Below are 20,039 nucleotides of genomic sequence, written 5' to 3'. Positions count from 1 at the left end.
AAAAATTAAAATAAAATCCACAATATGATGAGATTATCAATTTTATTTATTAGATTTGCCCTTTAAATTACAAACAGATGAAAAAATGGATTATTATCATAGCGGTACTTGCCGTTATAGGATTTTGGGGTGTAAGTAAAAACAACCAAATGGTGCGTCTTAAAGGAGAAGCCGAAAAAGAATGGGCAGATGTGGAAAGTTCATATCAACGTCGTGCTGACCTTATCGGTAATTTGGTAAAAACAGTACAAGGAGCCGCTGATTTTGAAAAAGGAACATTAACGCAAGTGATTGAAGCACGTTCCAAAGCTACTTCTGTCAATATTGATGCTTCTAATTTAACTCCTGAAGCTATTAATCAGTTTCAAGAAGCACAGGCTGGGCTTACTTCGGCTTTGTCTCGGTTGTTGGTAACTGTGGAACGCTATCCTGATTTGAAAGCAAACCAAAACTTTTTACAATTGCAATCACAAATTGAAGGTACTGAAAACAGAATCAACGTAGCTCGCAATCGTTTTAACGCTTCAGCTAAGGAATACAATGTGTACATTGAGTTATTTCCTAATAACTTAATTGCGGGAGTTACAAATCGCTCCAAAATGCCGTTGTTCAAATCCAAAGAGGGAGCTGAAAATGCACCAGAAGTTAATTTTGATTTTAAATAAATGCCAAGAATTGAAGATTTTTTAACTTCGCAAGAAGAACAACAAATTATAGAAGCTATTCGTGTTGCCGAAAAAACTACTTCGGGCGAAATACGTGTGCATTTAGAAAGTCAAACTTCCACAGAACCTCTCGAAAGAGCTGTGGAGGTTTTTCATTTATTAAAGATGGATACCACAGCTCAACGCAATGGCGTATTGTTCTATTTTGCTGTTCAGGATAAGAAATTTGCTATCTATGGAGATGAAGGCATAAACAAATTAGTCCCAGCAGATTTTTGGGAAAGCACGAAAAACCAAATGAAGTTACATTTCCAAAAAGGACAATTTTGTCAGGGAATTATTGAAGGCATTCTTAAAGCTGGTGAAGAGTTAAAACGCTATTTTCCATACCAGAAGGAAGATGTCAATGAGCTTCCTGACGATATTTCAAAAGGAGAAATTTGATGAAGAGATTATATTACTTTATTATATTGCTTTTGGCTGTTCAGCCACTACTTTTGGCACAAGTTCCCAAACTAAAAAATCCGAATGAGGCGGTGCAGGATTATGTTAATCTGCTTTCTGACCAGGAAAGAATGCTTCTTAATACAAAGTTAGCACAGTACGCCGATTCTACTTCCACGGGGATTGTTATTGCAATCGTTCCGAGAACTGATGATGACATCAATTTTCAGGCTGCTGAAATTCTTTCCGAATGGAAAATCGGGCAAAAAGGAAAAGACAATGGCGTATTGATATTAATGGCTTCTGAGCAGCGAAAAGTAGCAATATCAACGGGTTACGGCGTAGAAGAATACCTAACCGACGCACTAAGCAAGCAAATTATCACGCAAGATATGATTCCTCATTTTAGAGAAAGGAATTATTATGCAGGTTTTGACAGTGCCACAACTTCGATAATGCAAGTACTTTCGGGTACGTACAAGAATGATGCTACACCAACGCAAGGAATACCTTTCTCTGTGATAGTTATTTTTGGAATTGCGATGCTTTTGCTGATTATAGCTTTGTCAAAAGGAGGAAAAGGCGGAAATAATAGCCGAGGTGGAGGCGGTTTTGACCTTTTTGATATGATAATCCTTTCCAGTATGGGGCGAAACTCCGGTGGTTTTGGCGGAGGTTTCGGTGGTGGAGGCAGCTCAGGAGGTTTTGGCGGCTTCGGCGGTGGAATGGGCGGAGGCGGAGGTGCCAGCGGAAGTTGGTAACACAACCTTTGATTTATCGCCTTTAACTTGGTAAAAAGTACAAAAGAAAGCTAAACAAAAAACGAGCAAAATGCAGAAAATCAAGCTGAACAAGGCACAAATATTCGAGCGTCAGAAATTCTGATTTTAGTCGATTTTGAGAATTTTTTGACGTACTTCTTTTACATAACAAACCTCGAAATGGAATTTTTCCTTCTGAAAGAAAATCCGTTTCGAAGTTTTTGATTTATAAACTTACTTGATATTTACGGTAAACATCTTCTGATTTTCCAAAAAGCCTTCAAGGACATCGTTTGGAGCCACACTGCCAACACCCGCCGGAGTACCCGTGAAAATAATATCGCCCTTACGCAGAGTGAAAAACTTTGAAGCCTCGGCGATGATTTGGTCAAACGTCCAGAGCATCAAACTTGTGCTGCTTTCTTGAACTGTTTGTCCGTTTTTCTCTAATCGGAAGGCAAGCGAGTTCAAATCACCAAGGCGTGACTTATGGATGAAATCCCCTATAATCGCCGAACCATCAAAGGCTTTGCACTTTTCCCACGACAGTCCGTTTTGTTTTAAGGAAGACTGCAAGTCGCGTGCAGTAAAGTCAATCCCTAAACCGATTTCCTCGTAATACTTGTGAGCAAACTTCTCTGAAATGCATTTCCCGTTCTGCGTAATTTTGAGAATTACTTCCACTTCGTGATGCAAATTGTTAGTGAAATCGGGAATGTAGTAGGGGAGTTCCGTATTGTGAATTGCCGTATCGGGTTTTAAAAACAACACGATATCTTCGGGATGTTTGCCGTCAAATTCTTTTATGTGGTCAGCATAATTTTTTCCTACACAAATGATTTTCATAAAAATATTGAGTTTACGGTTCGTACGTTTGTTATTATATCTTTTCGGTTTAATTCTTTTCAATAGCCTTTAAGTCGCTTGCGTTTTCAATTGGCAAACTGTTGTATTCCAGCGTCCAACCAATGGATTTTGTAAGAAAGATGATGTTCGCCAGTTCTGAAATTAGGCGATTTTCTGCATTTTTCTTGAGGTTGGATTGTGCAATCTTCTTCTCCAATTCTTCATTTACTCTGCGTTGAATTTTATTAACGTCATTAGTGCCGAACGGATTTACCGGGTTTTGGCTGACATCGTAATACTTCAGCTTGGGATAAATCTTGACTTCGGCATCCGGAATTGACTTGATAATCACTTTTTTATTTACCTCATCAATGTCATAAACTACCTTTTGCAAATCATAAGAAACAGTCACATCGGCATTTACAACGATTAGAATCTTTTTATCGAACGACAGTAAGTCCATAAAATACTTCTGGCTATCGGTGTAAGAAATGACCTCAGCAAAGTGCCCTTCCGTTACTATGAGTTTGCTGACGTTGGCTATCTGCGTTTGAATCAAAGCTGAATCCGCTTCCAATGTTTCCCTTGCTTCTTTTCTGTCCAAAAAGAACTTTATGACCAGCAAGACGGCTATGGCGGTGAGTATTCCTAAGAAGAATTTTTTCATAGTACTTTAGTTTTAGGTTTTTTAAAAGAATGTATGTGATATTTTCTGCTGTTCCTTCGGGGAAGGGTTCAGCTAAACTATTTTGCAAGTCCCCGTAGTTTGATTGCAGTTAGTACCTTTTTGGTGTACAGCGGAAAGTCAGCATTCAGGAGCCAACCAAAATACCCGGGCTCTTCCTGAAGGATATCTTCCACTTTTCGTCCTTTATGCTTTCCGAAGGTGAAAATCTCTTCGTTCTTGTCGTTGAGGGCGATAAATCCGGCGAAGTCCACAGCTTGTTTTCGGGTGGTGAACTCGCTGAGTTTTTTCATATTGTTATCCAGCTCCGGATAGCGGTCGAGTTGTGATTTTAGTATCTCATAGGTGGCGTTGGTGTCCGCTGCTGCCGAGTGTGCATTGTCCAACGTTTTTCCGCAGTAGAACTTATAAGCTGCGCCAAGGGTACGTTGTTCCATTTTGTGGAAGATAGTTTGCACATCCACCGTTACGCGGTTTCCTAAATCGAAATCGACGTCGGCACGGAGCATTTCTTCAGCCAAAAGCGGAATGTCAAAACGGTCAGAATTGTAACCGGCAAGGTCAGCATCTTTAATCATATTATGAATGGTCTTGGCAAGCTCCTTGAAAGTGGGTTCGTTGGCAACGCGTTCGTCGGTGATGCCGTGCACGTCGCTTGCTCCTTTAGGTATAGGAATGGTCGGGTTTACCAACCACGTTTTACTTTCTTTGTTCCCATTCGGATATACTTTCAGTACGGAGATTTCAACAATTCGGTCTTTAGTAATGTCGGTTCCGGTGGTTTCCAAATCAAAGAAACAAATAGGTTTTGCTAAATTTAATTCCATTGAGTGTTTAATTTTAAGCTGAAAAGATTAGCAATATTACCTGATAACTAATTCTTTTTTTGCTGTTATTTTTTTATGTTTATTATTTGAATTATTTACTTTATACTGTTTTAAGCTCCCGCAGATAGCACAGATTTTCACAGATTTTCCTCTTGTAAAAATAGATTTATACTGTTTTTAGCTCCCTCAGATAGCACAGATTTTCACAGATTTCCCTCTTTCAAAAATAGATTTATACTCTTTTAAGCTCCCGCAGATAGCACAGATTTTCACAGATTTCCCTCTTTCAAAAATAGATTTATACTGTTTTTAGCTTCCGCAGATAGCACAGATTTTCACAGATTTCCCTCTTTCAAAAATAGATTTATACTGTTTTTAGCTCCCTCAGATAGCACAGATTTTCACAGATTTCCCTCTTGTAAAAATAGGTTTATGCTGTTTTAAGCTCTCACAGATGGCACAGATTTTCACAGATTTGTACATAATGTATAAATAACAACCCGTGTGCATTTGTGAAATCTGTGGGGAATCATATTACAAATATCGGCTATAAATCTTAATTCTTTCCGTTTAAAACCATATCCCGAAGCCATTCGTTGGTTTCTTCAAAGCTTTCAAGCCAACTGATTTTCCACTTTCCATCTTCTTTTTTTGCCCTGACTTTGTAAGTGAAATCACCCCAAGAAGGTTCGCCCCATTGCCATTGAAAGCTGGCAACATCATCTTTAATTTTTATGTTTTCAATAGTCATTCGCTCGTAATAGTCGGGCGAAGGAATATCCTGACACATACACCAATCATTTGTTCCCCTGCTAAACGGAGAAATATCGCCCACAGCCCATTTTACGTGATGCTCTCGCAAAGCGAAATCGATATTCTGCCCAATTTCATCATATAGGTTAATCAAATCTCTCCCAAAGAAGCCCGATTTTTCGAGTTTACGTATTTGTGCATCGTGGATAGCGAAATCTATTCCGTTAAATAGCGTATCGTTAGGGTCGGCAGTGGGTATGAAATCTTCGTAGGAATACTCATTTTCCAACCATTTGTAGGCATTGCGTGTTAAGTTGAGCAGTGCCAAGCTATCATTCTGAACGCTTTGAGCGGTATTTTTTGACTCATTCCCTTTTGCTTTTCCACCTTTGGATTGCTGTTTGCACGCTATCAGAGCCACAAAAGTAAGCATTAAAATTAGTTTTTTCATAGTTTTTTGTTTTTCTTCTACGAGTGTGTATGATGTATTTGTACGTTTTTTTAATTTTTATAGAGAGTATAAATTTTCATAGAGAATACAAACAGAATTAAAATGAATGGTTTATATTTTATGATAATATCACTTTATGTGTTTTTAGTTTGTATGTAATTGAAAAATATCTCTCAAGCAAACTGTTTTAACTTTGACGGCAAACTGTTTTAACTTTGGCTGTAAACTGAAATCACTTTGACGGCAAACTTTTTTTGCCTTGACGTACGTATGTTTTTAGCAAAGATACCAAGAAAAAAGCTACACTTTGAAAAATTATTTCAAGGTGTAGCTTTTGTACTTATAAAGTTACTCTTTTTCGAAAGAAACACCTTCGATAGCTTTTTTCATTTCTACCCCAGGGGTAAAGATGATACGCACATCTTTAATCATAGAAGCCTTGAAATCTTTTTCATTTTCGACTCCTTCGCTACTAATCGAAATACGAAAACTTCCGAAATCTCCCAGTTTTACAATGTTACCTTTAACGAGTTCTTTAGGAAGTTCTTCCAATAGATTTTGGATAACATTAGCGATGTCGCCCGCCGTGAGTGACGATTTGGACGAAATGCTCTTAGCGATTTCCTTCTGCCCAATCTTGGAGCTGTTTACAGCATTAGCATACCATTTCTTTTTGGAACGGTCTTGCGGATTTACTTTTTGAACCAAATGATACTTCATACTTGTACGTTATTTTAGTTAGACAATCCTTTTTGAAAAGAAATCTTTTCGCTACCAAAGGTATTCATTTTCCGTGAGAAACAAAAAAAATTAACATTTTTATTTTTTCATCGTAGGGGCGTATTGCGATACGCCCCTACTTAAGGTTTTTGTTTCCAGAGATTCATTGAATCTTTGCAGATTCTCCTTTCAAAAAATACATCTATCCATACAGAGCAGTAGAATATATAAAGTTTTTTTCTACTCATTACTTTTTGATATTCTTAAAATTACTTGATATACTGAGTTTTGTACTCAGAATATAATTCCTGAAGATATTTGTCACGATGTTTGGGAAAGTAGACCATTAGCACGTACATCAAAACAAGTAGAAACGTGAATACTGCAGAATAAATCATATATGCCATTTCAGTATCAGGAAAATCACGCCAAAACTGTAAACTCATCTGACAAGGGAAGAAGAAAAAGAAAGTATAATCATTCAATCGCAAAATGATATCCTCAAAAAGCCACTTTTTATCACCTTTTTGTTTAAGCGTACGTCTGTTTTTAACCATAAATACAATAGCAGCAATAAAAATGGCAAGAGACAACGCGGGAACCATAATTTTTGCGTTCCCAAACAAAGTAAATAGTGAAAAAATGGAGATAACAATACAAAATATCAAGATTATTTTGGGAATAACAAACAGTTCTTTAGTTTTTTTCCACAACATTCGATTATAACGTTTACTCATTTGTTTGGTTTTTTCTTCTAATACATCCATAAATCCAAACACTCCGAATTTACGGAATTCTTTCTGCAAGGCCGTTTCAAAATCGTCGTCAGGAAATTCTTGCCAATGCGCTTCGATAGCATTTGCCAGATGGTCAACCAGTTCAGTTTGTACGTCAAAGTATTCCACGTAATGCTGACGTGTAAATTCATACAGGCGTTCGATTTGTTTTGGGGTTACTTTTTTCATATTATATACTATTCTATTTTTATTTGAAGACATATTGTAATATGCCATACTAAGTAGTTATCATAAAATCTTTATATTCGGGATACAATTCCATTAGATACTTATCTCGATTTTTGGGTAAATAATAAAAAACTAAATATACCGATATGCCTAAAAACGTAATTAAAATCGAAAAAACAGCCATAAAAGCAATATTTTCTCCCAAATATCTAATAAAAAAATGAAGCTGAGCCAACAATCCTAACGCCCCCACATAGTTGTTATACCCTAAGAGGACGTTTTCAAAAAGCCATTTTTTATCAGTTTTATTTTGATATAACTTGGGTTTTGAAAGTAAAAAGGCATATATAAAAAACAAAATGATAAGTGTCATACTACCAACGATTTCAGCGGCTATATCCTTGAAGAAATACAAAACTGTATAAACAACCAACGCAATACACAAAGTCATCATTATTTTAGGAAATGTGAAAAAGTCTTTAATTTTTTGCCATAGTATTCTATTATAACGTTTATTCATTTCTCTGATTTTATGTTCCACCACATCCATAAACCCAAACACCCCGAATTTACGGAATTCTTTCTGTAGTACGGTTTCAAAATCATCGTCAGGATGTGTTTTCCAATGCGTTTCGATGGCATTTGCCAGATGGTCAACCAGTTCAGTTTGTACGTCATAATATTCCACGTAATGCTGACGTGTAAATTCATACAGACGTTCGACTTGCTTTGCGGTTATGGTTTTCATAAAATTTTTTCGATTTTAGTTTATATGTTTTTTCTTCAATACTTCTCTTCGGAATTACTTTTCATTGTAATTTTCTGACTTGTAACAAAATCGCATTACTCTTACGACGCCAATTTTCCTACTTTGTATTCTTTATATGTTTCTGCGAGATATTTTTCACTTTTGAAAGGAATATGAAATAATACCAAATAGCAAAAAATATAAATAAGGACTATAACAAAAGAAAATATGCTTATAAAATATTTATTTTCAATATGCTCAATATGATGAACATCAGCCATAGAAAGTACGTTAAGTATGAGTACTAAAAAAGAAGCACACCAACCATTATTAAAAATGATATCCTTTAAAATCCATTTTTTATCGCTCTCATTCTGTCTTTTCTTCCTGATATATTGTTGGATGGAAAAAGAAATAATTATTAAATAAGTACCCATAAACAGCAGTTTCATAACGGCTCCCTTGTCAGAAGATACGTGTAGCAAAATAAATAACGACATAGTCAGAATTATTGTCATTATAATTTTTGGAAACGAGAAAAAGGCGATTATTTCTTTCCAAATGATATTCTTATATCGTTTACGTAGCTGTTTTTCTTTTTCTTCTGTAATTTCCTTGAAACCAAAAGTACCAAACTTTTGAGCCTCTTGTATTAAAACGATTTCAAAATCGTCCTTAGGAAATTCTTGCCAATGCGTTTCGATGGCATTTGCCAGATGGTCAACCAGCTCGGTTTGTACGTCAAAGTATTTTACCTGACACTGACGCGTGAATTCATACAGACGCTCGATTTGTTTTGGGGTTACTGTTTTCATATTTTAACAGGAGTTAGATTGGTGTCACTTTGCGGATTGATGATATTTTGCAAACAAGAAATAAAATTCTGAATTTCAGATACTTGTTTTTCGGTTTCTTTGATGCCGCTCTCTGTTATTTTATAATATTTACGAATACGGTTGCCAACTTGCTCAATTTCGGGAGTGAGTAATCCTTGGGCTTCGAGTTTATGCAAAGTTGGGTATAAAGCACCTTCAGTAATAGAAATTTCACCCTGCGAAAGTTCCTTTACTTTTTGTGTGATTTCATAGCCGTACATTCTTCCATTATCTTGTAATAGCTTCATTACTATGGTGGTAAGGCTTCCTTTATAGAGTGCTGAATTCTGTTTTTTCATTATCTTATATATTTAGGTTACAAATATACATAATTTTCTTATGTATGAAAATAAAAATTGACTTTTTATTTCTTATTATGATGCCTAAGGTTTATTTTATTTGCGTATATGCTTAAAAATGTATAGGTTTGCGGGCTAACCGCTTAACTTATAATCTATGAAAGTGAATTATTTTGTGAATCATATTTTTGGTGCAGGAAAAATCATTTTGTGTTTGTTTCTTTTCTCTATTTCAGAAGCGATAGAAGCACAAATTCAAGTAAAATCGGAATATATTGGTTCTTCGCAAGTGAAAGATAATCAGGGGAATACTCTCTCAGGAAACGGAGATTTGAAGGTCGCAGATGTAATCGTTCGCGTTCCGCTGGCGATGCAAAAAAACGAAAATGACGAAGTGGTTAAAGCTACTTTCGTATCGCTTTGGGGAACGTATGCTTCATTGAGTAACAAGCTTTTATCGAAAGAACATTCTATTTCGGATATATCCAATGTGTCGCTAACTTTTGGGCAATTGTTACCAATAACGGAAAAATGGTCGCTTTTGGCAATGGCAGGAGGAGGAATTTTTACAACTAATTTTCCGAAATTTTCTGGGAAATCTGCCTTTTTGCAAGGAGGAGCAATGGCTTTGCGAAAAGAAAGTACAAAATTTGATTGGGGAATAGGAGCTTCTATCAATAATTCATATGATTATGCGATGATTACGCCTGCTTTTTTACTCAATTGGAAGATTGATGACAGACATAAATTAAGCATCTTTTATTATAATTATTTTGATTTCGAGCTTAGTAGAAAAATTTCTGAAAAATTCAAATTGAGCTTAGTGGCTGAAGGCGAGGTACTTTTAGGGCTTCATAATCAAAATGATAAAGAGGCTTCTTTTGTTACTCAATTCGGTCACGGCGGGCTTCGTTCTGAATTTAAAGTCGGGAAAAACTTTTACATTCCCATTACATTGGGAGTTTCTTTTTCAAGAAACACATATTTTGATGAAAAAACATTCAAGTTTTACTATAATGTCATAGGTGAAAATAAACTTTCATCTTATTTTGCGGCAGGTTTCCGATATGGAGGCTGATAGTTGAACTTTTTAAAATATTAGCAAAAATGCGATTACACCGAAATTTAACAGATGCAGTGATTGAGGGTTTGGGAATGATTTTCAACGATAATCATTATGCGGATAAAGTGGTTGAAAAACAGCTAAAAAAGGACAAACGTTGGGGGGCTCGCGATAGGGCTTTCATTGCGGAAACTACCTATGAAATCGTTCGTTGGAAACGTTTGTATGCCGAAATTGCAGAGGTAAAGCAACCTTTTTCAGTTCAGGATTTACGCCGAATGTTCGCCGTTTGGGCAGTGTTGAAAGGAATTTCGTTGCCCGATTGGTCGTATTTTGAAAACACGCCTCAACGTCGCATAAAAGGAAAGTTTGACGAGCTTTCAAAAGTTAGAAAATTCAGAGAATCAGTTCCTGATTGGCTTGATATTTTAGGAGAAGAAGAGTTAGGTAATGATTTCTGGACGAGGGAGTTACGTGCACTTAATGAGTTGGCTCCCGTTGTTTTACGGTCAAATACTTTGAAAATTTCTCCTCCGCAACTCAAAAGTTTATTACAGCAAGAAGGCATCGAAACTCGTTTGTTGGAAAATTATCCGGAGGCTTTGGAACTTTCCGAGCGGGCTAACGTTTTTTCAACAAAAGCGTTTTCAAATGGGCTTTTTGAAGTGCAAGATGCTTCATCACAAAAAGTGGCTCCGTTTTTGGAGGTAACTCCGGGAATGCGTGTAATTGATACTTGTGCCGGAGCAGGCGGAAAAACACTGCATTTAGCTTCTTTGATGAAAAATAAAGGACAAATCATTGCAATGGATATTTATGAAAATAAGCTTCAAGAACTTAAAAGAAGAGCCCGACGCAATGAAGTTTTCAATGTAGAAACGAAACTTATTGACCCAAAACAGCTAAAACGAATGCAAAACACAGCTGATAGAGTTTTAATTGATGCTCCTTGTAGTGGTTTGGGAGTTTTAAGGCGAAATCCTGATGCAAAATGGAAGCTAAAACCCGAATTTTTGGAACAAATACGAAAAACACAACAGGAAATTCTGCAAAATTACAGTAAATTGGTAAAATCAGGAGGAAAATTGGTGTACGCTACTTGTTCCATTCTTCCGTCCGAGAACCGAAAGCAAGTTGATGAGTTTTTAAAATCGGAAGCAGGAAAAGGATTCGTTTTTGAAGCAGAAGATAAAATTTTTGCTCACCAATCAGGCTACGACGGATTTTATATGGCAAGAATGCGAAAAAATAATTAAAAAATTGAAACGTCATAATTTGCTTCATTTTTCTTTTCGTTGATATTTTTTCTGTTTAATTCAAAAATTATCTGTAAATTGCACCTCTTTTATATTTCTTTTTATTGTTAGGAAGAATTATATTTTTTAGTTATATTTCTGATTTTTATGTTGTTATAGAAATGCTGAGGTGGGTTAAAGATAGGTTTTATATATTTTTTGTGGTGATGTTGGTGTCCTCCTGCGAGTATTTTTCAAAGGAAACTCCGCAGTATGCCATTGCCCGAGTTGGTGAAAAATATCTTTATAAAGAAGATATAGCCGCCATTATGCCAGTTGATTACACGAAAGAAGATAGCATAAATATAGCTGAAAAATATATCAATAATTGGGCTATAAAAGAATTGATGCTCGCAAATGCCGAACGAAATATAAACGATGAAGAAAAGGAAAATTTTGAACGTTTGGTAAATGATTATCGAGCAGATTTATATATAAATTTCTATAAAGAAGGGTTGATAAACAATGCGATAGATACCGTTGTTAATGAAAAGGAAATGCAATTCTTCTATGAAAAAAATAAGGAAGTTTTCAAGTTAAATGAAGCATTGATAAAATTGAGATATATTCAAATCTCGTCAAACGAAAAGAAGAAAAAAACAGATGCTCTTGAGGAAAAAATAAAACGTTTTGAAAAATCCGATGCAAGGGAGTTGGATTCATTGTCATTGCAGTTTACATCCGTTTATTTGAATGATTCCACTTGGGTTAAAGCTGAAAGTGTTCTGAAAAAACTTCCTTTTTTGGATAAAGAAATGGAAACCAACAAACAAATATTCGTAAGTCATAAAGATTCCACAGGAATTTATTTTGTGCAAATTTGCGATGTTTTGCGAAGAAATGAGCAAGCTCCTATGGAATACGTTTTGCCTACTTTGCAACAAATTATATTGAATCAGAGGAAATTAGAGTTTGTTAAAAAACTCGAAACAGATATTATAAATACAGGTATAAAGAAAAAACAATTTGAAATTATTTATGAATAGAAAAATTGTATCCGCTGTCGGAATGTTATTTTTAACTTTGGGCTTATATGCTCAAAATGATACAGTTACTAACAAAGAAGTCATTCAAAAACGCTTGAAAGTTGATGGCGTTGCGGCTGTTGTTGGTGACTATTTAATTTTGGAATCGGACATAGACAAAACTTTCATTGAGTTGCAGAACCAAGAGGTTGATACAAAGAATTTTACACGTTGTCAGGTTTTAGGCAAATTGATGGAAGACAGGTTATACGCTCACCAAGCAGTTCAAGACAGTATCACAGTAACAGATAGTAGAGTTCGTGAATCTGTAAATCAGCAAGTTGAATTTTTATTGTCAAAACTTGGAGGCGATATGAAAAAATTGCTTGAATTCTACAAAAAAGAAGATGAGCAATCAATGCGTGATGAACTTTTTGATATTTTCAAATTGAATATGCTTTCTCAGCAAATGCGTTCAAAAATAGTTGAAAAAGTGGAAGTTACACCAGAGGAAGTACGCCAGTTTTTCAATTCCATTCCTGAAGATGAGCGTCCCATTTTCAACACAGAGCTTGAAATCGCTCAAATTGTTATAAATCCGGTGGCTCCGAAAGAAGAAGTTCAGAAAGTGATAGACCAATTAAATGAAATTAAAGCGGATGTGGAACAAAACGGAACGAGTTTTGCCACCAAAGCGATACTTTATTCAAAAGACCGTGTAACAGGAGGTCAAACCTTGACTTTCAATCGTTCTTCACACTTTGATAAGGCTTTTAAAGATATGGCTTTTAGCCTACAAGAAGGCGAAATTTCCAAACCTTTTGAATCAAGTTTCGGTTGGCATATCATAGAAATGGTTAATGTCAGAGGGAAAGAAGTAACCGTGCGTCATATTTTATTGACACCCAGCGTACCACGTGAAGCACTGGCAGAAGCTAAGGAGAAAATTGAAAAAATTCGTGAAAGAATAATCAATAAAGAGCTTGCTTTTGACGAGGCTGCACGCAGTTTATCCGATGAAAAAGAAACTCGAGGCGATGGAGGTCAGCTTGTTAATCCGGAAGATTTTTCTTCTCGTTTTGAACTTACACGCTTGGAACCTGCTATGTATGAAAGAGTTGCAAAGTTGAAAGACGGAGAAGTTTCTGTTCCGTATCTTGATGAGGACGATACGGGAAAGAAAAGCTACAAAATCTATCAAGTGACAAATCGCCACGAAGAGCATAAAGCTGATTTCGTGAAGGATTATGTTAAAATTCAAGATTTGGCTTTAAAAGAAAAACAGCTAAAAGTTATAGCCAAGTGGATGAATGAGAATATTGAAAAAACACACATTATGGTTAATGGAGAATATAAAAAATGTGAATTCTCTAATAATTGGTTGAAAAAATAATGTTATTTATTGAAAAAGCTGTGATTTTTTGATATGTTCTTGCAATGCAACTTTTTTATTATTCTGAAATAGACGAACAAAGTACATCCTTTTTCTTTGATAAGGAGGAAAGCCAACACATTGTAAAGGTTTTACGAAAGAAACAAGGTGATTTACTGTATGTTACAAACGGAAAAGGATGGCTTTTTGAAACAGAAATCACTTTTGCTTCTCCCAAAAAGTGTGAAGTTTCAATTTTGAAATACGAGTATAAATCACCTCGTCCGTATCATTTGCATTTGGTGGTTGCTCCAACAAAAATGAATGAGCGTTATGAATGGTTTTTGGAGAAAGCCGTTGAAATTGGCGTAGATGAAATTACTCCGATAATTTGTCATCATTCTGAAAGAACGGTGGTTAAAACGGAACGCTTTGAAAAAATCATACATTCGGCGATGAAGCAATCTTTGCAATATTACTTGCCCAAACTGAATGCTCCCATATCATCAATGGAATTTTTTAAGCAATTGAAAGATGATAGTTCGGCGAAGTTTATTGCTCATTGTCAGGAAGGTACAAAGTATTTGTTTTCAGAAAAACTTAATCCGTTTCCTGAAAAAATAATGGTTCTGATAGGTCCTGAAGGAGATTTTTCTTCAGAAGAAATTAAAGCAGCTTTGCAAAATCGATTTCAACCAATTTCGCTCGGAGACAATCGATTACGAACAGAAACAGCAGGAATCGTAGCTTGTGATTTTGTAGCGATTTGCTCCAAATTGAAATAAAAATCTGAAAAAAATATTGGAATATGAACTCTAAAATGATAGCCAATGGAATACTACGAGCCGTCGGGACGATTGTGCTGGTAATTTTGTTGCTTTATGCTTTATATTTGATAAGGTCAATAATCGTTTACATAATATTGGCTTTAATTATTGCTTTGATAGCCAAGCCATTGGTTTATTTTCTTGCCAAAAAAATGAAAATAAGAAACCAAACCATCAGGATTTTAATAACGATGGGGATTTTTATCATTTTGAGTTTGGGTACGTTCAGTTTGTTTGTTCCGTTATTAATTTCACAAGGCAGGAATTTATCAGGACTAAACGTGGAGTTGTTGCGTGCAAATTTGGACGGCTTGATGTCACAAGTTTTTGATAATCTGGGAATAAGTAAAGAAAATTACACAATGAGTGCCTCGGAAGTGCTTAATTTTATAGATATTCCTAATTTTCTTAATTCATTTATTTCTTTCATCGGAAGTTTTGGAGCGGGAGTATTTTCTGTTTTGTTCATTTCATTTTTCTTTATAAAAGACGGAAGCAAAATGTTTGGTTCAATTCTTTCATTGGTTTCTGCAAAAAATGCTCACAAAACAAGAGTTTCTGTCCTTAAAATCAATGATTTACTTTCTCGTTATTTCGTTGGATTAGTTTTGCAACTGACAATTCTGTTTGTAATATACACAACTACATTATTGATTTTTGGGGTACAAAATGCCTTAATAATAGCCTTTTTATGTGCTTTTCTGAACATAATCCCTTACATAGGACCTATTATAGGCTTTGTGCTGATGGCTTTTTTGACTATGAGTAGCAACATTAGCAGTGATTTTATGGCAGTTACGCTTCCTACTACGATTTATGTTTTGATTGGATTTTTGATAGGTCAATTTATTGATAATGTTTTTTCTCAGCCAATTATTTTCTCTAACTCGGTGAAATCTACTCCTTTAGAAATTTTTCTGGTGATTTTAATAACGGGAAGCCTTTTAGGAATCATCGGGATGGTAATCGCTGTGCCTGCTTACACAGTTTTGAAAGTAGTCCTAAAAGAATTTTTGCCTAACAACAAATTGGTTGAATTACTTACTAAAAATATATAAATCAGTTAATTAAGTGAAGTAAATGGGATTAGGGTACAGAAAGTTGTAATCCAATTCTGTTTCCAGTTTTTCTGAAAGTATTATTTTCCCATAAGGTTTTCCAAGTGTAGTTTTTGTTCCTTTTTGATAATTGATAATTTCCTGTTTCATAGGATGTTGCGGAGCTACTACATTATACAGTTTTGATTCCAAATTCAGTGAAATCATCTTTTCGATTATTAAGCAAATATCCTGATAATGAATGTGATTTGCAACTTGATTGGGTTCGGAAATTTTATATTTGCTAAGTATGCGGTCATCTCCCATTAGTCCGCCTAATCGCAGAATATTTATTTGAGGAAATTGATTTCTTAAAAAAGATTCCACAAAAAATAATTTAGGTTCTAATAAAGTGGAAGGAAAATCTTCATTCATTTTAGTATCGGATTGTGGATAAATTCCTACAGAACTGGTAAAAAATAACTGTTTTTTGAAATTCTGAATAAAAAAGCAAATATTTTCTAATCTTTTTTCTAAAATATCGTTATTAAGATGCCTTCCAAACGGAATTGTTATTATAATACAATCCAAATCGGAAAGAATTTCCCATTTTTTTGCTTCAAAATCATCAAAATCTATTAAAAAAGAACGAAAATAAGCATCTAAAGACTTATATTTTTCAATATTTCGAGCCGTAGTGTAGATTGTATTGTTTGTTTTCAAATGTTTTGCCAATCGAAAACCCAACCAGCCACATCCTATGATACCTATTTTCATTCTTTGATACTATTTTTTTAAAGCCACTGAAATTTTTTCAAATAAATTTTTCAAGCCTTCTTCGTCAACGGAATTTCCGCTCAAAGTAGTTGAAATTTTTGAAAGTTGCGTTACATCTAAGCCGTTGGACAGAATTCTCAAAAGAGCCATTTTTTCTCCTTTTTGAAAAATGAGAATAATTACTTCTTTGATATTTTCGTCTGTACCAACGTAATCAACCTGAAATTTAATACCTTTATCAGTAGTTCGGATTAAATCTTGGTATTTTTCATCTTTTAAAATGGTAGCTACTTCGTCGTATTCTTTTTTGAGTTGCAAGCTATCACTTTTATTCAACAACAGTAAATTAACTCTTTCAATGATATTGAAAATATTTTCTTTTTCCGTAGATTTATCCCTCAAATAATCCTTTGGAGAAATATTCATTGAAATAAAGTTCGGACTTTCCGAGTTTTTAACAATGTATTGCTGTATGCTTTTCTGTTGGCAAGCCGTGAATGCAAACAGAAATCCGAATAGAATTAAAATACGCATTTTTAATAAACATTATTTTGTTTTCACTTCTTTTACTTCTTCCGGCAGGTTCATATTTTTTGTCAGAACGCCTATTTTGTTAAGGTCAATATCTCCTGTGAGGCTCAAAATCACCGCTTTATTTGAATTACCTCCATCTTCAACAAACATCAATAATTCAGAAACGTGGTCGGCATTTTTTCCTTGTTTTACGTAAAATTTCACGTTTGTAGCTTTGTCTTTTACTCGCATCAACTCGGTTAATGTGGTTTTGCTTAAATAATTTTGAACTTCTTTTTTCATATTTTGTGCTACAGCTTTGTCTTCTGTTGTGAAGATTTTCAAACCTGTTAATTTATTGGCAATATCCATAAATTCCTTTGCTTCAGCATCTTTACTGTCGATTTTGGAAAGCATTTGAAACATTTTTTGAGAAACTACCACAGTTGTAACTTTGTCGTTTTCTTCAAATTTATCAAAAGCAGATTGCCCCATTACACCCATTGATACCAAAAAGATATTTACTAAAAGAATTAATTTTGTTTTCATATGATTATGTTTTTATATTTTATTTATTTGTTACTAAAATTCGTTTAAATTTATTATTTTATTCGTTGTTGCATCGAATTCTTTTAAATATTTTATTTTTGTTGTCCCTTTATTATAATTAACGGAAATCAGTTGTAGAGCTTCTTTCACTTGTTCAAAAGCAATTTCGGCTTCTTGTTGCTGTTTTTGCTGTTTGAGATGGTAACTAACCCCGAAAAAAACACTCAAAAATGTTGCCGCAATTCCAATTTTCCAGAATAAACTTCTTTTTTTCGGTTTGTTTAGAGGTAATTCTTTTTTTGGAAATTCCTCTAAACCAGATTTTTGAAAGTATCTGAACATTGGTTTGTATTTTTCAAGGGAAGCATCTACTTGCTCGGAATTGAAATATTCTTGCAGCTCTTTTTCTTCCTGCAGAGAAGTTTCTCCTTCAAAATATTTTTCTAATAATAATTGAATTTTCTTTGTCATATTTTTATTTTTAATATTCAAATGTTAATAATTTTTCACGTACTGTTTTTCTGGCTCTTGATAAAATTACTCTGATAGTAGCCTCTTTTATTCCGGTTATTTTTTCAATTTCGTCAAACTCATATTGCTCTATATCACGCAGTTGCATAACCATACGTTGTTGGTCGGTCAGGTTATTGATTATATTTTTTACTTTTTCCAACATATCGTTCGTTTCTACTTGTTTTTGTAGCGAAATATGAGTTTCAGTTTCAAATCTCACATTTGTAAGCGACACATTTTCAGAACTTTTTGCCTTCAACTTATCATAACATAAGTTTTTAGTTAAGGTCATTGTGTAGGCTTCCAAATTTTGTATGTCTTTAATTTTTTGGTTTTGCTGCCACAATTTCAGTAAAATTTCCTGCGAGGCATCTTCGGCTTCATCTTTTGAGATAAGTAATCGCTTGGCAAAACGATAAATTTTATCTTGAAACGGACGAATATGCTCTAAAAAAGTTTTGTGTGTCATACAAAAATCATAATTTTCTTCATACAAAAGACGAATATATGAAAAAAATGTTACATTTGTAGGAAAAATTTTATGTTATGAAAAGAATATTTTTATCTATTTTGTTGATGGCGAGTATTTTATCTTGTAAAAAAGATGTTGATGATACTCCAAAACCAGATGATGTGAAAAATGAAGACGTTTTAAATTTGGAAATTAAAGACTTCATCTGGAAGGGACTTAATACATTTTATTTGTGGCAGGCAGATGTTCCAAATTTGGCAGACACGCGTTTTGCTCCAAGTGTGCAACAAACTAATTTTGCAAACACTGCTTACTCCGATTTTTTGAAGAGTTATAAAACGCCTGATGAATTGTTTTTCAATTTGTTGAATAAACCTGAAAAAATATATAAAAAAGAAGCTATTGACCGATTTAGCTATATTACAAATGATTACACTGAATTGGAACGTAGTTTTCAAGGAGTTTCGCTCAGTACAGGAATGGAATTTGGTCTGACAAGGTACGGACAAGAAGGAGGCGTTTTAGGATTTGTTAACTATGTGCTTCCTAATTCTGAAGCAGAACAAAAGGGCGTTAAAAGAGGAGATTTATTTTTAACCGTAGATGGTACTCCCTTGACAGTCAGCAATTACAAAAGTTTGCTATTCAATGATAAAACATCAATGGCTATTGATATTTACAGATTAGAGAATGTAAATGGACAAAAAACAATTCAAAAGACGAATAAATCGGTAGTGATGGCAAAAAAAGAAATCACTGAAAACCCGATACTTATTAAAAAAGTAATTGAAAAAGGAACTCATAAAATAGGCTATTTGATGTACAACGGATTTGTAGCTAACTTTGACAAACAACTCAATGAAGCTTTCGGAGAGTTTAAAAGTCAAGGAATTACGGATTTTGTTTTAGACTTGCGTTATAACGGAGGCGGACGCGTTTCTTCTGCAACGTATTTGGCTTCAATGATTACAGGTCAATTCAACGGACAAATTTTCGCTAAAGAACGTTGGAACAGTAAGTTACAACCCATTGTGGAAAAAGAAAGAGGAGGAGTAGATAACTTCTTCACCAATGAAATGACTACGGATAACAAAGAAAAGATAGCGATTAATAGCTTGAATTTGAGTAAGATATATATATTAACTTCAGGAAGAACAGCCTCAGCAAGTGAGCTGGTAATCAACGGATTAAGGGCATATATTGATGTTGTTCAGATTGGAGATGTAACCGTGGGCAAAAACCAAGGCTCTATCACGATTTATGATTGGATTGACAACAACAGAAATAAAAATCCAAAACATAAATGGGCAATGCAACCGCTGGTTTTGAAAATTGAAAATGCTAAAGGCGAAGGAGATTACACAAGTGGTTTACGCCCAACTTTCCAAATGGAGGAAGATTTGACAAATTACGGCGTTTTGGGTGATGAAAAAGAGCCTTTATTAGCAAAAGCAATTCAGTCAATCACAGGAGCGACAGACAAACGCTTACCAAGCAAACCTGAGATGCCAACAAGAGAGTTTGTTCATTCAAAATCTTTCAATTTTGCAGTAAATGAAATGTATAAATAGTTGATAATAAGTTGTAATTTTGTTTTAAGTTTTATTCTCAGCTTTC

24 protein-coding genes are annotated in these 20,039 nt (G+C 34.6%); 10 read left to right on the top strand and 14 right to left on the bottom strand.

The window, feature by feature from the left end:
• Window positions 1–77 precede the first annotated feature (77 nt).
• The 3 genes from CGC58_RS01060 to CGC58_RS01050 are packed head-to-tail and all read left to right on the top strand — an operon-like array spanning window position 78 to window position 1,870.
• A complete protein-coding gene (locus tag CGC58_RS01060) occupies window positions 78–665 on the top strand; it encodes a LemA family protein (RefSeq protein WP_095894724.1) in 588 nt (195 codons plus the stop codon).
• Window positions 666–1,109, top strand: a complete 444-nt coding sequence (locus CGC58_RS01055) for a TPM domain-containing protein (protein WP_095894723.1) — start codon at window positions 666–668, stop codon at window positions 1,107–1,109.
• Complete coding sequence (locus CGC58_RS01050; protein WP_095894722.1) at window positions 1,109–1,870, top strand: TPM domain-containing protein; 762 nt, start codon at window positions 1,109–1,111, stop codon at window positions 1,868–1,870. The genes CGC58_RS01055 and CGC58_RS01050 overlap by 1 nt, the downstream gene beginning before the upstream one ends.
• A gap of 234 nt (window positions 1,871–2,104) precedes the next feature.
• On the opposite strand, the gene CGC58_RS01045 is transcribed toward CGC58_RS01050, so the two are convergent.
• The 9 genes from CGC58_RS01045 to CGC58_RS01005 form a co-directional block, all read right to left on the bottom strand.
• Window positions 2,105–2,716 carry a fumarylacetoacetate hydrolase family protein gene (locus tag CGC58_RS01045; RefSeq protein ID WP_095897053.1) on the bottom strand — a complete coding sequence of 204 codons (612 nt, stop codon included), beginning with the start codon at window positions 2,714–2,716 and terminating at the stop codon, window positions 2,105–2,107.
• Between the two features lie 49 nt (window positions 2,717–2,765).
• Window positions 2,766–3,383 (bottom strand): DUF4230 domain-containing protein, encoded by a 618-nt coding sequence (locus CGC58_RS01040; protein ID WP_095894721.1) that lies wholly within the window; start codon window positions 3,381–3,383, stop codon window positions 2,766–2,768.
• A 77-nt stretch (window positions 3,384–3,460) separates the two neighbouring features.
• Complete coding sequence (locus CGC58_RS01035) at window positions 3,461–4,228, bottom strand: 3'-5' exonuclease (protein ID WP_095894720.1); 768 nt, start codon at window positions 4,226–4,228, stop codon at window positions 3,461–3,463.
• Window positions 4,229–4,784: 556 nt separating this feature from the next.
• Complete coding sequence (locus tag CGC58_RS01030; RefSeq protein WP_157909168.1) at window positions 4,785–5,432, bottom strand: hypothetical protein; 648 nt, start codon at window positions 5,430–5,432, stop codon at window positions 4,785–4,787.
• Between the two features lie 348 nt (window positions 5,433–5,780).
• Window positions 5,781–6,152 carry an HU family DNA-binding protein gene (locus CGC58_RS01025; protein WP_095894718.1) on the bottom strand — a complete coding sequence of 124 codons (372 nt, stop codon included), beginning with the start codon at window positions 6,150–6,152 and terminating at the stop codon, window positions 5,781–5,783.
• Window positions 6,153–6,421: 269 nt separating this feature from the next.
• Window positions 6,422–7,117 (bottom strand): hypothetical protein, encoded by a 696-nt coding sequence (locus CGC58_RS01020; protein ID WP_157909167.1) that lies wholly within the window; start codon window positions 7,115–7,117, stop codon window positions 6,422–6,424.
• A gap of 49 nt (window positions 7,118–7,166) precedes the next feature.
• Window positions 7,167–7,865 carry a hypothetical protein gene (locus CGC58_RS01015; protein WP_095894716.1) on the bottom strand — a complete coding sequence of 233 codons (699 nt, stop codon included), beginning with the start codon at window positions 7,863–7,865 and terminating at the stop codon, window positions 7,167–7,169.
• 101 nt (window positions 7,866–7,966) lie between these two features.
• Window positions 7,967–8,680, bottom strand: coding sequence for a hypothetical protein (locus CGC58_RS01010; protein WP_095894715.1), 714 nt, complete (start codon window positions 8,678–8,680; stop codon window positions 7,967–7,969).
• On the bottom strand, window positions 8,677–9,039 hold the full coding sequence (locus tag CGC58_RS01005; protein WP_095894714.1) for a PadR family transcriptional regulator: 363 nt from the start codon (window positions 9,037–9,039) through the stop codon (window positions 8,677–8,679). Before CGC58_RS01005 ends, CGC58_RS01010 begins: the two co-directional genes overlap by 4 nt.
• Before the next feature lie 157 nt (window positions 9,040–9,196).
• On the opposite strand from CGC58_RS01005, the gene CGC58_RS01000 reads away from it, so the two are divergent.
• From CGC58_RS01000 to CGC58_RS00975, 6 genes are all read left to right on the top strand, one after another.
• Window positions 9,197–10,117 (top strand): DUF6268 family outer membrane beta-barrel protein, encoded by a 921-nt coding sequence (locus CGC58_RS01000; RefSeq protein WP_095894713.1) that lies wholly within the window; start codon window positions 9,197–9,199, stop codon window positions 10,115–10,117.
• 29 nt (window positions 10,118–10,146) lie between these two features.
• Window positions 10,147–11,358, top strand: coding sequence for an RsmB/NOP family class I SAM-dependent RNA methyltransferase (locus tag CGC58_RS00995; RefSeq protein WP_095894712.1), 1,212 nt, complete (start codon window positions 10,147–10,149; stop codon window positions 11,356–11,358).
• Window positions 11,359–11,519: 161 nt separating this feature from the next.
• The gene (locus tag CGC58_RS00990) at window positions 11,520–12,383 is read left to right on the top strand and encodes a peptidyl-prolyl cis-trans isomerase (RefSeq protein WP_232748849.1); all 864 of its coding nucleotides are present in this window, start codon (window positions 11,520–11,522) and stop codon (window positions 12,381–12,383) included.
• On the top strand, window positions 12,376–13,755 hold the full coding sequence (locus tag CGC58_RS00985) for a peptidylprolyl isomerase (protein ID WP_095894711.1): 1,380 nt from the start codon (window positions 12,376–12,378) through the stop codon (window positions 13,753–13,755). Before CGC58_RS00990 ends, CGC58_RS00985 begins: the two co-directional genes overlap by 8 nt.
• A 44-nt stretch (window positions 13,756–13,799) precedes the next feature.
• Complete coding sequence (locus CGC58_RS00980) at window positions 13,800–14,519, top strand: 16S rRNA (uracil(1498)-N(3))-methyltransferase (protein WP_095894710.1); 720 nt, start codon at window positions 13,800–13,802, stop codon at window positions 14,517–14,519.
• Between the two features lie 23 nt (window positions 14,520–14,542).
• Window positions 14,543–15,619 (top strand): AI-2E family transporter, encoded by a 1,077-nt coding sequence (locus tag CGC58_RS00975; protein WP_095894709.1) that lies wholly within the window; start codon window positions 14,543–14,545, stop codon window positions 15,617–15,619.
• A gap of 9 nt (window positions 15,620–15,628) precedes the next feature.
• On the opposite strand, the gene CGC58_RS00970 is transcribed toward CGC58_RS00975, so the two are convergent.
• From CGC58_RS00970 to CGC58_RS00950, 5 genes are read right to left on the bottom strand one after another with little or no spacing between them, the layout of a single operon-like run.
• A complete protein-coding gene (locus tag CGC58_RS00970; RefSeq protein ID WP_095894708.1) occupies window positions 15,629–16,375 on the bottom strand; it encodes a Rossmann-fold NAD(P)-binding domain-containing protein in 747 nt (248 codons plus the stop codon).
• 9 nt (window positions 16,376–16,384) lie between these two features.
• Window positions 16,385–16,909, bottom strand: coding sequence for a DUF4252 domain-containing protein (locus tag CGC58_RS00965; protein ID WP_095894707.1), 525 nt, complete (start codon window positions 16,907–16,909; stop codon window positions 16,385–16,387).
• A 12-nt stretch (window positions 16,910–16,921) separates the two neighbouring features.
• Window positions 16,922–17,437: a DUF4252 domain-containing protein gene (locus tag CGC58_RS00960; protein WP_095894706.1), complete on the bottom strand. Its 516-nt coding sequence runs from the start codon at window positions 17,435–17,437 to the stop codon at window positions 16,922–16,924.
• Between the two features lie 33 nt (window positions 17,438–17,470).
• A complete protein-coding gene (locus tag CGC58_RS00955) occupies window positions 17,471–17,908 on the bottom strand; it encodes a hypothetical protein (protein ID WP_095894705.1) in 438 nt (145 codons plus the stop codon).
• Between the two features lie 10 nt (window positions 17,909–17,918).
• Window positions 17,919–18,419, bottom strand: coding sequence for an RNA polymerase sigma factor (locus CGC58_RS00950; protein ID WP_095894704.1), 501 nt, complete (start codon window positions 18,417–18,419; stop codon window positions 17,919–17,921).
• A gap of 77 nt (window positions 18,420–18,496) precedes the next feature.
• On the opposite strand from CGC58_RS00950, the gene CGC58_RS00945 reads away from it, so the two are divergent.
• Window positions 18,497–19,993, top strand: coding sequence for a S41 family peptidase (locus tag CGC58_RS00945; RefSeq protein ID WP_095894703.1), 1,497 nt, complete (start codon window positions 18,497–18,499; stop codon window positions 19,991–19,993).
• The last annotated feature ends 46 nt before the right edge of the window (window positions 19,994–20,039 follow it).

Origin of the sequence: Capnocytophaga stomatis, assembly GCF_002302635.1 — a bacterium.
GTDB lineage: Bacteria > Bacteroidota > Bacteroidia > Flavobacteriales > Flavobacteriaceae > Capnocytophaga > Capnocytophaga stomatis.
The sequence above is the reverse complement of the archived record's forward strand: the minus strand, read 5'-3'. Positions and strand labels throughout refer to the sequence as shown.

Coding starts and splice junctions, on each gene's coding strand:
- CGC58_RS00975 (WP_095894709.1), top strand. CDS start 14,543: ATGAACTCTAAAATGATAGCCAATGGAATACTACGAGCCGTCGGGACG.
- CGC58_RS00985 (WP_095894711.1), top strand. CDS start 12,376: ATGAATAGAAAAATTGTATCCGCTGTCGGAATGTTATTTTTAACTTTG.
- CGC58_RS00995 (WP_095894712.1), top strand. CDS start 10,147: ATGCGATTACACCGAAATTTAACAGATGCAGTGATTGAGGGTTTGGGA.
- CGC58_RS01035 (WP_095894720.1), bottom strand. CDS start 4,228: ATGGAATTAAATTTAGCAAAACCTATTTGTTTCTTTGATTTGGAAACC.
- CGC58_RS01060 (WP_095894724.1), top strand. CDS start 78: ATGAAAAAATGGATTATTATCATAGCGGTACTTGCCGTTATAGGATTT.
- CGC58_RS01015 (WP_095894716.1), bottom strand. CDS start 7,865: ATGAAAACCATAACCGCAAAGCAAGTCGAACGTCTGTATGAATTTACA.
- CGC58_RS01050 (WP_095894722.1), top strand. CDS start 1,109: ATGAAGAGATTATATTACTTTATTATATTGCTTTTGGCTGTTCAGCCA.
- CGC58_RS00960 (WP_095894706.1), bottom strand. CDS start 17,437: ATGAAAACAAAATTAATTCTTTTAGTAAATATCTTTTTGGTATCAATG.
- CGC58_RS01005 (WP_095894714.1), bottom strand. CDS start 9,039: ATGAAAAAACAGAATTCAGCACTCTATAAAGGAAGCCTTACCACCATA.
- CGC58_RS00980 (WP_095894710.1), top strand. CDS start 13,800: ATGCAACTTTTTTATTATTCTGAAATAGACGAACAAAGTACATCCTTT.
- CGC58_RS00990 (WP_232748849.1), top strand. CDS start 11,520: ATGCTGAGGTGGGTTAAAGATAGGTTTTATATATTTTTTGTGGTGATG.
- CGC58_RS00970 (WP_095894708.1), bottom strand. CDS start 16,375: ATGAAAATAGGTATCATAGGATGTGGCTGGTTGGGTTTTCGATTGGCA.
- CGC58_RS01040 (WP_095894721.1), bottom strand. CDS start 3,383: ATGAAAAAATTCTTCTTAGGAATACTCACCGCCATAGCCGTCTTGCTG.
- CGC58_RS01030 (WP_157909168.1), bottom strand. CDS start 5,432: ATGAAAAAACTAATTTTAATGCTTACTTTTGTGGCTCTGATAGCGTGC.
- CGC58_RS01010 (WP_095894715.1), bottom strand. CDS start 8,680: ATGAAAACAGTAACCCCAAAACAAATCGAGCGTCTGTATGAATTCACG.
- CGC58_RS01055 (WP_095894723.1), top strand. CDS start 666: ATGCCAAGAATTGAAGATTTTTTAACTTCGCAAGAAGAACAACAAATT.
- CGC58_RS00945 (WP_095894703.1), top strand. CDS start 18,497: ATGAAAAGAATATTTTTATCTATTTTGTTGATGGCGAGTATTTTATCT.
- CGC58_RS01025 (WP_095894718.1), bottom strand. CDS start 6,152: ATGAAGTATCATTTGGTTCAAAAAGTAAATCCGCAAGACCGTTCCAAA.
- CGC58_RS01045 (WP_095897053.1), bottom strand. CDS start 2,716: ATGAAAATCATTTGTGTAGGAAAAAATTATGCTGACCACATAAAAGAA.
- CGC58_RS00950 (WP_095894704.1), bottom strand. CDS start 18,419: ATGACACACAAAACTTTTTTAGAGCATATTCGTCCGTTTCAAGATAAA.
- CGC58_RS01000 (WP_095894713.1), top strand. CDS start 9,197: ATGAAAGTGAATTATTTTGTGAATCATATTTTTGGTGCAGGAAAAATC.
- CGC58_RS00965 (WP_095894707.1), bottom strand. CDS start 16,909: ATGCGTATTTTAATTCTATTCGGATTTCTGTTTGCATTCACGGCTTGC.
- CGC58_RS01020 (WP_157909167.1), bottom strand. CDS start 7,117: ATGAAAAAAGTAACCCCAAAACAAATCGAACGCCTGTATGAATTTACA.
- CGC58_RS00955 (WP_095894705.1), bottom strand. CDS start 17,908: ATGACAAAGAAAATTCAATTATTATTAGAAAAATATTTTGAAGGAGAA.